General features: G+C 68.5%; 9 protein-coding genes. 7 read left to right on the forward strand and 2 right to left on the reverse strand.

From position 1 onward, the window contains the following. Positions 1 to 14: 14 nt before the first annotated feature. Entirely contained in the window at positions 15 to 2,660 is a 2,646-nt protein-coding gene (locus SSQG_RS19335) for a transglycosylase domain-containing protein (RefSeq protein WP_003991491.1), read from the reverse strand. A 403-nt stretch (positions 2,661 to 3,063) separates the two neighbouring features. On the opposite strand from SSQG_RS19335, the gene SSQG_RS19340 reads away from it, so the two are divergent. The 4 genes from SSQG_RS19340 (at position 3,064) to SSQG_RS19355 (ending at position 6,853) form a co-directional block, all read left to right on the forward strand. After that, positions 3,064 to 3,738, forward strand: coding sequence for a PadR family transcriptional regulator (locus SSQG_RS19340; RefSeq protein WP_003991492.1), 675 nt, complete (start codon positions 3,064 to 3,066; stop codon positions 3,736 to 3,738). A 43-nt stretch (positions 3,739 to 3,781) separates the two neighbouring features. After that, a complete protein-coding gene (locus tag SSQG_RS19345; protein ID WP_003991493.1) occupies positions 3,782 to 4,864 on the forward strand; it encodes an inositol-3-phosphate synthase in 1,083 nt (360 codons plus the stop codon). 89 nt (positions 4,865 to 4,953) lie between these two features. Continuing rightward, positions 4,954 to 6,216: an MFS transporter gene (locus SSQG_RS19350; RefSeq protein ID WP_003991494.1), complete on the forward strand. Its 1,263-nt coding sequence runs from the start codon at positions 4,954 to 4,956 to the stop codon at positions 6,214 to 6,216. Positions 6,217 to 6,340: 124 nt separating this feature from the next. After that, positions 6,341 to 6,853, forward strand: coding sequence for an LppU/SCO3897 family protein (locus SSQG_RS19355; protein ID WP_003991495.1), 513 nt, complete (start codon positions 6,341 to 6,343; stop codon positions 6,851 to 6,853). 110 nt (positions 6,854 to 6,963) lie between these two features. On the opposite strand, the gene SSQG_RS19360 is transcribed toward SSQG_RS19355, so the two are convergent. Continuing rightward, positions 6,964 to 8,409, reverse strand: coding sequence for a CCA tRNA nucleotidyltransferase (locus SSQG_RS19360; RefSeq protein ID WP_003991496.1), 1,446 nt, complete (start codon positions 8,407 to 8,409; stop codon positions 6,964 to 6,966). A 258-nt stretch (positions 8,410 to 8,667) separates the two neighbouring features. Here SSQG_RS19360 and SSQG_RS19365 point away from each other — a divergent pair, with 258 nt between their 5' ends. The 3 genes from SSQG_RS19365 to SSQG_RS19375 all read left to right on the forward strand — a co-directional run bounded on the left by SSQG_RS19365 (position 8,668) and on the right by SSQG_RS19375 (position 15,243). Continuing rightward, the gene (locus SSQG_RS19365; protein WP_003991497.1) at positions 8,668 to 11,064 is read left to right on the forward strand and encodes a DUF6049 family protein; all 2,397 of its coding nucleotides are present in this window, start codon (positions 8,668 to 8,670) and stop codon (positions 11,062 to 11,064) included. 43 nt (positions 11,065 to 11,107) lie between these two features. Beyond that, positions 11,108 to 13,411, forward strand: coding sequence for a murein biosynthesis integral membrane protein MurJ (gene murJ / locus SSQG_RS19370; protein ID WP_003991498.1), 2,304 nt, complete (start codon positions 11,108 to 11,110; stop codon positions 13,409 to 13,411). A gap of 119 nt (positions 13,412 to 13,530) precedes the next feature. After that, entirely contained in the window at positions 13,531 to 15,243 is a 1,713-nt protein-coding gene (locus SSQG_RS19375) for a protein kinase family protein (RefSeq protein ID WP_003991499.1), read from the forward strand. Positions 15,244 to 15,753 lie beyond the last annotated feature (510 nt).

A 15,753-nucleotide genomic window follows, 5' to 3' on the forward strand; every position in this document is an offset into this window, starting at 1 on the left:
GGGCGATCGGTCGGCTATCCGCCGGGGCCTCCGAAGAGGCCTCCGTTGCCATTACCTCTGCTGTTACCGCCGTCCACGTTGGTCTCGGTCGGTGTGGGCGAGGAGGTCACCCCTCCGTCCGTGCCGCCGTTGTTCACGCCACCGTTGTCCGTGCCACCGTCTTTCTCGCAGCCGAAGAACCCGCAGGTGTCGGTCGGCGACGGCGACGGGGACGAGCTCTCGCTGGGCGTCGCGCTCGGCGACTCGGTCACGGTCTCGCTGGGCGTCGGCTTCGGCGTCGGCTTCGGCGTCGGAGCGCCCAGCTCGTCCTGGATCGTGCCGATCTTCTCGGCCGCCGGGAAGCCGAGGTCGGTCTCGCCCCTCAGCGCGGCCTTCATGTACTCGGTCCACACCTGGGTGGGAGTGTCACCACCGTGGATGGATTCCTCACCCGCCGTGCCGTTCATGGAGAGCAGCTTGGCGCTCTTGGGGTCCTCACGGAACATCGCGACCGAGGTCGACAGCTGCTGGGTGTAGCCGACGAACCAGGCCGACTTGTTCTCGTCCGTGGTACCGGTCTTGCCGGCCGCCGTACGGCCCAGGGCCAGGGCGTTCTTACCCGTACCGTTCTGGACGACGTTCTCCAGAACGTTCGTGACGTTGTTCGCCACGTTCTCGGGCATCGCCTGCGTGATCCTCGGCTTCTCGAAGCCGGGAACCTCCCGCCCGTTGGACTTGACGCTCGTCACCGAGTACGGAGCGGCCTGCTTGCCGGCGGCGGCGAAGGTCGCGTAGGCGTCGGCCATGCGGATCGCGCTGGGAGTCGACGTGCCGAGCGCGAACGACGGGTTGAGCGTGGCGAAGCTGGCGTCCAGGATGCCCGCCTTCTCGGCCACGTCCCGCACGTTCCTCATCCCCACGTCCATACCGAGCTGCACGAACGGGGTGTTGACGGACTGCTCCATCGCCTTGCGCAAGGAGATGTAGCCCCAGGGGCGGTCGCTCTCGTTCTCCTGGAAGAACGGCGTGTTGTCCTTCTTCAGGACGTAGGAGCCGTCGTTGTTCCTGACCTTGAGGTGGTCGTTGCCGTTGTACTTGCTGAGCGGCGAGAGCGGGCCGTCACTCCGGTAGGTGCCGTGCTCCATGGCGGCGGCGAGCACGAACGGCTTCCAGGTCGAACCGACGGGGACACCGGCGGTGTCCGCGTTGTTGTTGAAGTGGCCGTTGTTGTAGCCGGCGCCGCCGTAGAGCGCGACGATCGCGCCGTCCTTGGGCTTCACCGACGCCGCACCGAACTGGACGTGCTTGTCCAGCTCACGCTTCTCCGGGTCGAGCTTCTCCTTCTCGACCTTCTTGACCGCCTTGGACAGCGCTTCGACCTTGTCCTTCTGGAAGGTCGTCTTGATCTGGTAGCCGCCCTGGTCGAACTGCTTCTCCGTGATGTCGGAGTGGTTCAGGACGTACTTCTTGGCCGTGTCCGCCAGGTAGCCGATCTGGCCGCTCATGCCCTTGGTCGCCTTGCGTTCCTGAGGCATGGGGTACTTCTTGATGGCGTCCTGGTACTGCTTGTCCGTGATCCTCTTGTCGTTGTGCATCTGCTCGAGGATCCAGCCCCAACGGGCCTCGGAACGCTTGCGGTTGGCCTCGCGGGTCGCCGTGGGGTCGATGCCCTCGTTGCCCGCCGGGTCGTAGTAGGTCGGACCCTTGAGCAGCGCGGCCAGGACGGCGCACTCGCCCGGCGTGAGGTCCTTCGCTTCCTTGCCGTAGTAGGCCTGGGCGGCCGCCTGGATGCCGTAAGCGCCACGGCCGTAGTACGAGGTGTTCAGGTAGCCCTGGAGGATCTCCGGCTTGGAGAGCTTGGTGCCCACCTTGATGGAGATGAACATTTCCTTGAACTTACGGGTGACCGTCTGTTCCTGGCTCAGGTAGGTGTTCTTGACGAACTGCTGGGTGATCGTAGAACCACCCTGCGTGTCGCCGCCCCGGGCCATGTTCGCCAGAGCCCGGGCGATACCCATGGGGTCGACGCCGGAGTCCTGGTAGAAGCTCTTGTTCTCGGCCGAGATCACGGCCCACTGCATGGCCTTGGGAATCCGGTCGATCGTGACGTTCTGCCGGTTCTGGCCGCTGCCCGACGCCACCATCTGGCTGCCGTCGGCCCAGTAGTAGACGTTGTTCTGCGACAGGGCCGCCGCGTTCTCCTCGTTGGGCACGCCCACCATGGCGTAGCCGATGCCCGCCACGGCCACCAGGCCGCCGAGGAAGCCGACGCACAGGCCGGACACGAGCTTCCAGGACGGCATCCAGCGGCGCCAGCCGTACTTGCCGGCCCGCGGGTAGTCGATCAGCCGCTTCTTGTCATACATGACCGCGCCGGCTTTGCCCCGTCCGGGCCCGTTCGGCCCGCCGGGAGCGGCGCGTCGGCCGCCACGGCCCGGTTCGGCCGCTCTGCGGCGGCCGCCCGCATTTCTCTGCGCCGCACGCCGGGCCTCGGCACGGCCGCCGTACGCACGCTCCTCACCCCCCGAGCCGTAGGAGTCCGACCCATAGGAGTCGGACGGAGACCCGGTGGCGCCTCGCGGTGCCGCGCGGCGGCCGGAGGACGAACCGGACTGGCCGCGTCGGGCCGCGGCACGTCCGCCTTCCTGCGGCTGCGGCGGTTTGCGACGGTGCTCGCTCATCGAACGACTACTCCTCGGGCAGGCGCACCCTTGCGCGCCTGGAAACGGCGGCTGGTTTCCGGTCCCCCCGAAGTACGGATGCGGTCGGCTCCGCATTCATCGGTCCCGCGTGCACCCGTACTACACCGAAGACGACGACGCTCTCAGGCGTCACTCGGTTCCCGGCGATGGTCATGGCGCACAGACTACGCACCGCCAAAACCTCCCGAGGACCGAAGTTCACCTCAAATCAGGCAACTCGTGTCCGATGAATCGGTGATGTGACCCCGTTCACCACACCCCCTCTTGTCGCATCCGGAAGGCCGTTCTATCGTCGAGATGTATCGAGTCGATACATCCGCTCGACACATCGGTCCGAGACGTCGGTCCGGGGGACGGGCACCGCGGCAGAGAGGAGGCGACGATGAGCCGGCGTTCCGGGATCCTCGAGTTCGCCGTACTCGGCCTGCTCCGCGAATCTCCGATGCACGGCTATGAGCTGCGCAAACGGCTCAACACGTCACTGGGTGTGTTCCGTGCGTTCAGCTACGGGACGCTCTACCCCTGCCTCAAGACGCTGGTCGCCAACGGCTGGCTGATCGAGGAACCGACGCACGACGCCGAGACCGCGCCCCTCACCGGCCGCCGCGCCAAGATCGTCTACCGGCTGACGGCGGAGGGTAAGGAGCACTTCGAGCAGCTGCTCTCGCAGACCGGGCCCGACGCGTACGAGGACGAAACCTTCGCGGCCCGTTTCGCATTCTTCGGGCAAACCTCACGCGATGTCCGCATGCGCGTTCTGGAGGGCCGGCGCAGCCGGCTGGAGGAGCGCCTGGAGAAGATGCGCATCTCCCTGCACCGGACCCGCGAGCGACTCGACGACTACACGCTTGAGCTCCAGCGCCACGGGATGGAGTCCGTGGAGCGCGAGGTGCGCTGGCTGAACGAGCTCATCGAGAGCGAGCGGGCGGGGCGGGACCTGAAGGGTTCCGCCACGGGAGAGCCCGCTTCGCGTGACACCACATCTGGAGCGTCGGGCGGCCTGCCCCGGCCGGGGGGCGACCCCCGTCCGGATACGCCCGACGACACCGCCACGTGAGACCCCTCAAGGGCCTCACTCGTACACACAGGGAGCAACCGGAATGGGTTCGGTTCGCGTAGCCATCGTCGGTGTGGGCAACTGCGCCGCATCGCTGGTTCAGGGAGTCGAGTACTACAAGGACGCCGACCCGGCGTCCAAGGTGCCGGGCCTGATGCACGTCCAGTTCGGCGACTACCACGTCCGCGACGTCGAGTTCGTCGCCGCGTTCGACGTGGACGCCAAGAAGGTCGGCCTCGACCTCGCGGACGCCATCGGCGCCTCCGAGAACAACACCATCAAGATCTGCGATGTGCCCAGCACCGGCGTGACGGTCCAGCGCGGCCACACCCTCGACGGACTCGGCCGGTACTACCGCGAGACCATCGAGGAGTCCGCCGAGGAGCCGGTCGACGTCGTCCAGGTCCTCAAGGACAAGCAGATCGACGTCCTGGTCTGCTACCTGCCCGTGGGCTCCGAGGACGCGGCGAAGTTCTACGCCCAGTGCGCCATCGACGCCAAGGTCGCCTTCGTCAACGCCCTTCCGGTCTTCATCGCCGGTACCAAGGAGTGGGCGGACAAGTTCACCGAGGCGGGCGTCCCGATCGTCGGCGACGACATCAAGTCGCAGGTCGGCGCCACCATCACGCACCGCGTCATGGCGAAGCTGTTCGAGGACCGGGGCGTCGTCCTGGACCGCACGATGCAGCTCAACGTCGGCGGCAACATGGACTTCAAGAACATGCTCGAGCGCGACCGCCTCGAGTCGAAGAAGATCTCCAAGACGCAGGCCGTCACCTCCCAGATCCGCGACCGCGAACTGGGCGAGGGCAATGTCCACATCGGCCCGTCCGACTACGTGGCCTGGCTGGACGACCGCAAGTGGGCCTACGTCCGCCTCGAGGGCCGCGCCTTCGGTGACGTCCCGCTGAACCTGGAGTACAAGCTGGAGGTCTGGGACTCCCCGAACTCCGCCGGCGTCATCATCGACGCCCTGCGCGCCGCCAAGATCGCCAAGGACCGCGGCATCGGCGGCCCCATCCTCTCGGCGTCGAGCTACTTCATGAAGTCCCCGCCCGTGCAGTACTTCGACGACGAGGCCCGCGAGAACGTCGAGAAGTTCATCAAGGGCGAGGTCGAGCGCTGACGCGCCACAACGAGTCGCTCCTGCCAGGGCTGTGAGGGTCCCCGGGTCGCATGACCCGGGGACCCTCCCCGTATGTGAGGCTGTGCCCCATGGCCGTCGTCCGTGACCTGCGCGTCCTGTTGCGTTTCCAGGGCTTCCGGCGCCTGCTCGCCGTGCGGCTGATCTCCCAGGGCGCCGACGGTGTCTACCAGGTCGCACTCGCCGCGTACGTCGTCTTCTCACCGGAGAAGCAGACCTCCGCGGCCGCGGTCGCCTCCGCGATGGCGGTGCTGCTGCTCCCGTACTCCCTCGTCGGCCCCTTCGCCGGTGTCCTGCTGGACCGCTGGCGGCGCCGTCAGGTCCTGCTCTACGGCAGCCTGCTGCGCGCCCTGCTGGCTTCCGCGACGGCCCTGCTGATCCTCAGTCCGGCTCCGGACTGGCTCTTCTACGTCTCCGCCCTGTGCGTCACCGCGGTCAACCGGTTCGTACTCGCCGGCCTGTCCGCGGCCCTGCCGCGCGTGGTCGACACCGAGCGCCTCGTCATCGCCAACTCCCTGTCCCCGACCGCCGGGACCCTGGCGGCGACCGCGGGCGGCGGGCTCGCCTTCGTCGTCCGCCTGGTGGTGGCGGACTCCGACGCCGCCGTGGTGCTCGTGGGAGCCTGGCTGTACCTGTGCGCGGCCCTGGCGACACTGAGCATGGCCCGGGAACTCCTGGGCCCCGACCAGAACTTGGTGCGCGAGCGGCTCGGGGCCGCTCTCACGGGCACCGCTCGCGACCTGCTGGCAGGCGTACGTCATCTGGCCGCGCCACAGCGCCGGGAGGCCGCCTGGGCGCTGGCGGCGATGGCGCTGATGCGATTCTGCTACGGCGCGCTGCTGGTGATGCTGCTGATGCTCTGCCGGTACGCGCTCACCTCGACGACGGACGACGGACTCGCCCTGCTGGGGCTGGCGTTGGGTGTCTCGGGCGCCGGCTTCTTCGCGGCGGCCGTGGTGACGCCCTGGTTCGCGGGCAGGCTCGGGCCGGGCCGCTGGATCGTCGTGTGCGCGGGGGCCGCCGCGCTGCTGGAGCCCGCTCTCGGGCTCCCGTTCGCCACCGCTCCACTGCTGGCCGCGGCCTTCGTTCTGGGGTTGACCACTCAGGGCGCGAAGATCGCCACGGACACCATCATCCAGTCCTCCGTCGAGGACGGCTTCCGTGGCCGGATCTTCTCCGTCTACGACGTCCTTTTCAACGCCGCCTTCGTGGGAGCCGCGGCCGTGGCCGCCCTGATGCTGCCACCGGACGGCCGATCGGCGCCGCTGGTGATCACGATCGCCGTTATCTACGCAACAGTAGCTGTGGCTATGTTCCGGTTTGGGCGCCAGTAAGTGTCACATCAATGACACAGAGCCACTCCTGACTACTGGCTTGTCAGTGGTGACCGATAACTTACGTGGGTCTTATCTCGCGACATGTTCGCGTCACTCATCCATGTTCTAGGGGGACCCCCAAGTGACCACTCCGCCGCCCCAGGGCAATCCGTTCGCGCAGGCCCAGCCCGCAGGTCAGCCCCAGGCTCCGTACCCGCCGCAGGGCGGCTACCCCCAGCAGCCCGGCCAGCCCGGCTTCCCGCCCCAGGGCGCGGCTCCGTACGCTCCGGTTCCGCCGCAGCCGTCCGGTCGCAAGCTCAGCTTCAAGACCATCAAGAACATCGTGGTCGTCATCGCCGTGGCTGGTATGGCCATCGGCGGTTACATAGCCAGCCGGGACGACGCCAAGACGGCGGCCGTCGGCGACTGCATGCACCGCGGCAGCACCAACGACAGCAACCCTGACCTCGAGGTCGTCGAATGCAGTGACGCGAAGGCCCAGTACAAGGTGCTGGCGAAGATCGAGGGTGCCTACCTCACGGAGACACTGGCGTCGAGCAAGTGCGAGTCCGAGGCCAAGGACTTCCAGTACACGTACACCGAGAGCGGTGACGGCAAGGACTTCCTGCTCTGCCTGAAGGACTACAAGCAGTAAGGCAGGCACGCGGAGGGGCGGTGTTTCACGTGAAACACCGCCCCTCCGTCGTTTCGATCTGTCTCCCGCGGGGTCATGTTTCACGTGAAACATGACCCCGTTCGACAGCCTCAGCTCTCCTGCTCGGCCCACCACTCCTTGAGCGCGGTCACCGCGGCGTCGGGCTCCATCGGCCCGTTCTCCAGCCGCAGCTCCAGCATGTGCTTGTACGCGCGGCCGATGACCGGACCGGGCCCGACACCGAGGATCTCCATGATCTGGTTGCCGTCGAGGTCCGGGCGGATCGAGTCCAGCTCCTCCTCCTCCTGAAGGCTCGCGATCCGCTCCTCCAGCCCGTCGTAGGCACGCGAGAGGGCGGCAGCCTTGCGCTTGTTGCGCGTGGTGCAGTCCGAGCGGGTCAACTTGTGGAGACGGTCGAGGAGCGGGCCGGCGTCGCGGACGTAGCGGCGCACCGCGGAGTCCGTCCATTCGCCCGTGCCGTAGCCGTGGAAGCGCAGGTGGAGCTCGACCAGACGGGAGACGTCCTTCACCAGCTCGTTGGAGTACTTGAGCGCCGCCATACGCTTCTTGGTCATCTTGGCTCCGACCACCTCGTGGTGGTGGAACGAGACCCTGCCGTCCTTCTCGAAACGGCGGGTGCGCGGCTTGCCGATGTCGTGCAGCAGGGCGGCCAGGCGCAGCGTCAGGTCAGGACCGTCGCCCTCCAACGCCATCGCCTGCTCCAGGACGATCAGCGTGTGGTCGTAGACGTCCTTGTGCCGGTGGTGCTCGTCACGCTCCAGACGCAGAGCCGGCAGCTCGGGCAGGACCCGATCGGCGAGGCCGGTCTCCACGAGAAGCGTCAGCCCCTTGCGCGGGTGCGGGGACAGGATCAGCTTGTTCAGCTCGTCCCGCACCCGCTCGGCCGAGACGATCTCGATGCGTCCGGCCATCCCCTCCATCGCCGCGACGACCTCGGGAGCGACCTCGAAGTCGAGCTGAGCCGCGAAGCGCGCGGCCCGCATCATCCGCAGCGGGTCGTCCGAGAAAGACTCCTCCGGGGTGCCGGGGGTGCGCAGCACGCGCGACGCGAGGTCTTCGAGCCCGCCGTGCGGGTCGATGAACTCCTTCTCCGGCAGTGCCACGGCCATCGCGTTCACCGTGAAGTCACGGCGGACGAGGTCCTCCTCGATGGAGTCGCCGTACGACACCTCGGGCTTGCGGGAGGTCCGGTCGTACGCCTCGGACCGGTACGTGGTCACCTCGATCTGGTAGCCGCCCTTGTGGGCACCGACCGTGCCGAAGGCGATCCCGACCTCCCAGACGGCGTCCGCCCACGGGCGGACGATCTTCAGTACGTCCTGGGGCCGGGCATCGGTCGTGAAGTCCAGGTCGTTGCCGAGCCGGCCCAGCAGCGCGTCCCGGACCGAGCCGCCGACCAAGGCGAGTGAGAACCCGGCCTCCTGGAAGCGGCGGGCGAGGTCGTCGGCGACAGGCGCGACCCGCAGCAGTTCGTTCACCGCGCGGTGCTGCACCTGGCTCAGGACACTGGACATTTCTTCGTTGGCGTTCGGCACAACTGAAGAGGGTACGTGGCCCGGGCGCCCCGGAGCTCCCCCTTTGTACGCATGCGGACACGTCCGTCAATACGCGCACAAGAGCTGCGCTTGCGATGCAAGGAACCACCCGAGCCCATAGGGCGACATACCAGACAGCGGAATGCCGGGCCGCGATCTTGTGGAACGGACCGCGGCACTTCCCCTCAGCGCGCATCGTTACCATGCGTGGACGCACATTCCGACGACCACTGACGACGACTAGGGACGGACGAGCGCGTGGCCGAGGCGGCAGACTTCCAGGGGACCAGTGCCTCACCTGCCCGCCGGTGGCTACGGCGCACCGGGGCACTGCTCGCCGGTGCGCCCCTGCTGGCCGGACTCCTCCAGCTGCCCGCCGCTGCCCCGGCGGACGCGGCCGGACAGGAGGCCCCGCAGGCAGCCTCCGGCGCGGGCTCGGTGTCCGTCGCGGTCGACTCGCTCAGTCCCAGCGCCCCCACAGAGAGTGACACGGTGACGGTGGCGGGCACGGTCACCAACAACGGCAAGCAAGCCGTCACCGACGCCCACGTCGACCTACGGGTGGGGCCGGCGCTCGACACCCGCTCGGGCATCGACACCCTCGCCAAGAAGAGCGACGACGTCCAGGGCCCCCTCGGCGAGGCGGTCGGCGGCAAGTACAGCGAGAAGTTCCCCAAGCTCACCCCCGGCGTCGCGGAGCCCTTCAACATCTCCGTGCCGGCCGACGAGCTGGACCTCGGTGCGAACGGCGTCTACCAACTGGCCGTCGCGCTCTCCGGAGGAACCTCCGCACAGCCCTTCGACCGGGTCCTCGGCGTCCAGCGCACGTTCCTGCCGTGGCAGCCGGAGGAGGCCGGCACCAAGACGAAGACCACGTTCCTGTGGCCGCTCGTCTCCTCGGCCCACATGGCGGCCGAGACGGGGTCGAACGAACAGCAGACGCCGATCTTCCGTGATGACGAGCTCGCCAAGGAGATCTCCCCGGGCGGCCGCCTCGACCAGATGGTGTCGCTGGGCAAGGAGCTCGACATCACCTGGGTGATCGACCCGGATCTGCTGGCGTCCGTCGACGCGATGACGAAGAGCTACCAGGTGCGCGGCGCAGACGGCACCAACACCGCCGGCACCCATCAGGCGGCCGCCAACCGCTGGCTGGCCGAGCTCCAGCAGGCTGTCACGGGCAAGGAGGTCGTCGCCCTGCCGTACGGCGACCCCGACCTCGCCTCCGTCGCCCACAACGGAACGAACGTCACCGGCACGCTGAGTCACCTCAAGGAAGCCACTGACGTCGTCGACAACACGATCCCGACCATCCTCCACGTGAAACCGTCCACGGACTTCGCGTGGCCGGTGAACGGAGCCGTCGACCCGTCGATCATGAAGGTCGCGACCTCCGCGGGCGCCGACAAGGTGATCGCCCGCAGCGACAGCCTCCAGGACGACCTGTCGTACACGCCCTCCGCGGCCCGGCCCATCGGCGGCGGCACCACGGCGGTCGTCGCGGACTCCAGGATGTCCACGGCGTTCCAGGGCGACCTGACGAGGGCCTCCGCGTCCACGCTCGCCGAGCAGCGCTTCCTGGCCCAGAGCCTGACCCTGGGCCTGCAGACCGGCAAACAGCGCAGCGTGGTCGTCGCACCGCAGCGCATGCCCACCGTGCACCAGGCACAGGCCATGGCCGAGGCACTCAAGGCCCTCCAGCTCGGGAACTGGTCCGAGTCGCAGGACCTGGCGGCAGCCGCGAAGGCCAAGCCGGACCCGTCGGCCAACACGAAGGTGCCTTCGGCCTCCGCCTACCCGCCCTCGCTGCGCAAGCAGGAACTGCCGCGGGCCGCCTTCGAGCAGATCGCCAGGACGCAGAACAAGCTCGACAAGTTCAAGGTGGTGCTCACCCGCCAGTCCCGCGTGGTCACCCCCTTCGGGCGGGCCATGAACCGCGAGATGTCCGCCTCGTGGCGCGGCCACGGCATCGCGGCGGTGGGGTACCGCGACGGCATCGAGTCGTACCTCGACGGGCTCATCGACGGGGTCAAGCTGATCGAGAAGTCGGAGACCAAGCTCTCCGGCCGCAGCGCCACGATCCCCGTGACCGTCCAGAACAACCTGGTCCAGGGCGTCGAGCACCTGAGACTGCGGCTCACGTCGAAGAACCCGACCCGGCTCAAGATCGGTGGCGACGCCTACGATGAGCAGCCCGTCACCGTCAACGGCGGCCACAGCCAGTCGGTGAAGTTCGCCACGTCCGCCAACGCCAACGGCCGGGCTGAAGTGGTCGCCCAGCTGTACACCGAAGACGGCCAGAAGTACGGCGCCCCCGTCACCTTCGACGTGAAGGTCACCGAGGTCACCGCCACCGTGATGCTGGTCATCGGCGGCGGCGTCCTGCTCCTGGTCCTCGCCGGCTTCCGGATGTACACCCAGCGCAAGCGCGCCGCCGCCCGCGAGACCGCCGAGGACGACGCCGCCGAGGCGGACGACAGCGCCGACGGCCAGGTCGGCGCCGCACAGAACCCGGACGCCCCTGGCGAACGTCTCGAGAAGGAGTCCGAGTCCGACCCACGGGCAGAGGCCCCCGAGCAGCCGAGTGACCCGGCCCCGGACACCGCGGCGGAAAACGCAGACCCGTCCGGCCCGGGTGAGAGAGTGGACCGTTGAGATGTCGTGGCCGGTGGGCCGGGGACGATGAGGTGGGGTAACCATGAACGCGCCGTACGACGGTGACCACGGCCGTGCCGTGGGCAGCTCGGGCTACCCCGAGTCGGGCGCGCCCGAGGGCTCGCCGCCCGAGCACGGCCAGGTGCCGCCGCAGCCGCCCGCGGACATGTACCTCCAGGACGCCTACGACCAGGACCCCTACCGGGCACAGGACCTTTCCGCCCAGGACCCGGTCGCCGAGGCTCTCTACGACCGTGCCGCGCATCCGCCGCCCCCGCCGGGCACCTATCCGCCCCAGCAGCAGCTGTACGCACAGCCGCCGCAGTCGCCCTATGCGCCCGACCCGCAGGTGTGGGCCCAGACACCCGCACCGGAGCCCGAGGGCCCCACACGGCACCTGCCCTACGGTGACGCCGCCCGGACCACGCAGTTCGTGGGCGTGGACGACCTCGTCTCCCAGGCGGGCGAGCCGCAGCAGGAACCCGACGCGTTCGCGCATCTCTTCCGGGACCAGCAGCAGAACAGCGGTCACCCCTCGTACGAGGCGCCGTCGGTCCCCGGCCCGTCCCCGGTCTCCGGCCCGACGGCGCAGGGCCAGTACGCGGCGCAGGGCGCGTACGCGCAAGGTCCCTACGCGGCGCCCGGCGGGACCGCGGAGACCCCGGCGGTGGACGACACCCACGCCCCGGAGCCCGCCGCGCCCGCGCCGAAGAAGGGCGGCCGCGCCACAGGCCTGCTGAAGTCCAGCGCCGTGATGGCGGCGGGCACGCTGGTATCCCGCCTCACCGGCTTCGTCCGCTCCGCACTGATCGTGTCGGCCATCGGCGTCGGCTTCCTGGGTGACACCTTCCAGGTCGCCTACCAGCTGCCGACGATGATCTACATCCTCACGGTCGGCGGCGGTCTCAACTCCGTCTTCGTGCCACAACTCGTGCGCGCCATGAAGGACGACGAGGACGGCGGCGAGGCCTACGCCAACCGCCTGCTGACCCTCGTCATGGTGGCGCTCGGCGCCCTCACCACGCTGGGAATCCTCGGCGCCCCGCTGCTGATCCGCATGATGTCCCCCTCGATCGCCGACGACCCCGCGGCGAACCAGGTCGCCACCACCTTCGTCCAGTACTTCCTGCCCTCGATCTTCTTCATGGGCGTCCACGTGGTGATGGGCCAGATCCTCAACGCCCGCGGGAAGTTCGGCGCGATGATGTGGACCCCGGTCCTGAACAACATCGTCATCATCGTGACGCTGGGCATGTTCATCTACGTCTACGGCACCGCCGCCGACTCCAGGATGAAGGTCACCACCATCCCGGCGGAGGGCCAGCGTCTCCTCGGCATCGGTGTGCTGCTGGGCCTGGTGGTCCAGGCGCTGGCGATGATCCCCTACCTGCGCGAGACCGGCTTCCGGCTGCGGCTGCGCTTCGACTGGAAGGGCCAGGGTCTCGGCAAGGCCATCACGCTCGCCAAGTGGACGGTCCTGTTCGTCCTCGCCAACCAGGCGGGCGCCATGATCGTCATCTGGCTGTCCACCGCGGCGGGCAAGGCCTCGCCCGTCGACGGCACCGGATTCTCCGCCTACGCCAACGCGCAGCTGATCTGGGGCCTGCCGCAGGCCATCATCACGGTCTCCCTCATGGCCGCCCTGCTGCCGCGCCTGTCGCGCTCGGCGGCCGAGGGCGACGGCGGCGCCGTCCGTGACGACATCTCCCAGGGCCTGCGCACCACGGCGGTCGCCATCGTGCCGATCGCGTTCGGATTCCTCTCGATCGGCATCCCGATGTGCACGCTGATGTTCGGCTCCTCGGGCACCAGCCAGGCAACCAACATGGGTTACATGCTGATGGCGTTCGGCCTCGGCCTGATCCCGTACTCGGTGCAGTACGTCGTCCTGCGCGCCTTCTACGCCTACGAGGACACCCGAACCCCCTTCTACAACACGGTCATCGTGGCCGCGGTCAACGCGGGCGCCTCGGCGGTCTGTTACTTCGTCGTCCCGTCCCGCTGGGCCGTGGTCGGCATGGCCGCCTCCTACGGGCTGGCCTACGCGATCGGGGTCGGTGTCGCCTGGCGGCGGCTGCGCAAGCGGCTGGGCGGGGACCTCGACGGCGCCCGCGTGCTGCGGACTTACGCCCGGCTGTGCATCGCCTCGGTCCCGGCCGCGGCGCTCAGCGGCGCGGCCTGCTACGGCATCGGCCACACGCTCGGCCAGGGTGCCGCGGGCTCGCTCGCCGCGGTGCTGGCCGGTGGCGCCGTTCTCCTCGGGGTCTTCTTCGTCGCCGCCCGCCGCATGCGCATCGAGGAACTCAACTCGCTGGTCGGCATGGTCCGCGGACGCCTGGGACGCTGAGACGAGGGGTACGCGCACAACCATCGTCAGCCACCGCGTGTCGTGCATAGCGGCGGACTGTGGGCACAATTGGTTTCGGCGTCGGACGGCGCGCAATGGATGGGGAGGCAGGAACGACGGTGGCGGAACGGAGCACGGCTGCCGTCGACGTGGCAGACAACAGCGACGAGACGTCGCTGACCGCACAAGCGGACCAGTCCACGGCCGACGGGGTGGCCAAGAACCGGGAGCGGGACACGGACAGCGACGAGGTACAGGAGAGCACCCGGACCGACGGTTCCGGGAAACCCTCGCCGCCTGAACTGCACAGTGGTCACAAGCTCGCCAGACGCTACCGTCTCGAGGAGTGCGTCACCCGTCTGGACGGCTTCAGCAGCTGGCGTGCCGTGGACGAGAAACTCCGCCGCGCCGTCGGCGTGCACATTCTGCCCGCGGACCACTCACGGGCCCGCTCCGTCCTGGCCGCCGCCCGCTCCTCGGCCCTCCTGGGCGACCCGCGCTTCGTGCAGGTGCTGGACGCGGTGGAGGAGAACGACCTCGTCTACGTCGTCCACGAGTGGCTCCCCGACGCGACGGAACTGAGCACGCTTCTCGCCTCCGGGCCGCTGGAGCCGTACGACGCCTACCAGATGGTCAGCCAGGTCTCCTCTGCCATGGCCGCCGCGCACCGCGAGGGCCTCGCACATCTGCGGCTGAACCCCAACGCCGTCCTGCGCGCCTCCACCGGCCAGTGGCGCATCCGCGGCCTCGCGGTGAACGCCGCCCTGCGCGGCATCTCGTCCGAGACCCCGCAGCGCACCGACACCGAAGCCATCGGCGCCCTGCTGTACGCGGCGCTCACCCAGCGCTGGCCGTACGAGAGCGACGCCTACGGCCTGTCGGGCCTGCCGAAGGACATCGGCCTGATCGCGCCGGACCAGGTGCGTGCCGGTGTGCACCGCGGTCTGTCCGAGCTGTCCATGCGCGCGCTCGCCAACGACGGCGCCACCGCATCCCGGCACGAGTCGCCGTGCACCACGCCGGAAGAGCTGGTGAAGGCGATCGGTGAGATGCCCCGCATCCGCCCGCCGGAGCCGGCGTTCACCGCCCCGCCCGAGTACCAGCGCACGACGTACCAGCAGGGCACCTACGGCCGCCAGGCCCCGCACCCGGGCGTCACCCAGCCGGTCCCGACCCCGCCGCCCCCGCTGCAGAGCCGCACGGGCAAGGCACTGAAGTGGGCCGTCTCCGCGCTCCTGATCGCCGCACTGGGCCTCGGCAGCTGGCAGCTGGCCGACGCACTCATGGACCAAGGCGGCAAGACCGAGGACCCGGGCCAGACCCAGACGAACGACGGGGACGGCGGCAACAAGCCGGTCGCACCGCTGAAGCAGATCCCGATCGACAGCGTGCGGGAGTTCACCCCGGGCGGTTCCGGCATACAGGAAGACGAGGTCCAGCTCGCCATCGACGGCCAGGCGGACACCGCGTGGATCACGCCGGAGTACCGGGGATACCCCAACTTCGGGAATCTGCCGCAGCGCAAGGACGGCAGCGGGCTGATCCTGGACCTCGGCAAGGTTAAAGACGTCTCCCGTCTCGATATTTCCATGTACCGAAGCGGGCAGACAGCACAGGTTCTCGCCGGCGATGCCGAAGTTTCCGATCCGTCGTCTCTGAGTGATTTCTCCCACGAACTGACCGAATTGTCGACCGTGGGTTCCGACCTCAAGGTCACGCTGAAGAAGCCGGTCAAGACGCGTTACATCCTCATCCACATCACGGAACTTCCGGTCGACGGCTCCGCGGACCGCTTCCGAGGAGGAATCTCAGAAGTTCAGGTGCGCGGCTGAGAGCGATCCAGCTGCCCCGAAAGCGCGTCCGGTTCGAAGTTCAGGCTCCGAACCGGACGCAATGATCAGCCGCAGTGACCCCAGCCAGATATGTCACCTGTGGTCCCCACCTGGCCGCGGAAGCGCACGCACGCCCCATTGGCATACAGGCTCACCGGGCCAGCGTGGTAGGAGTAGTACCCAGAGTCCGTCTTCTTGGTCCCGCCGAGCACCTCAAGCTCAGCTATCATCCGCAACTTGACTCCAGGGGTCCGTGATGTGGTGATCACGCAGTTGGCGCCATTGCTGTAGTAGAGGTCCACCCACCCTGTGTCAAAGGAAAGCCGGTCAATTCGACTCCCCGGACACGTGGTCGCAGCCTGAGCCGTTCCGGATCCTGCAAAAATGATCGCTCCCGCGATGGTCGACACGGCCGTCCCCATAGCGGCAGCTCGACGCCCACTTAACTTCTTCAACAGCTTCTCCTGTTGCCTGCTGTGTGCCAAAAGAACATGACGCATCAATTATGTG

Origin of the sequence: Streptomyces viridochromogenes DSM 40736, from assembly GCF_000158955.1 — a bacterium.
GTDB classification, from domain to species: Bacteria; Actinomycetota; Actinomycetes; order Streptomycetales; family Streptomycetaceae; genus Streptomyces; species Streptomyces venetus.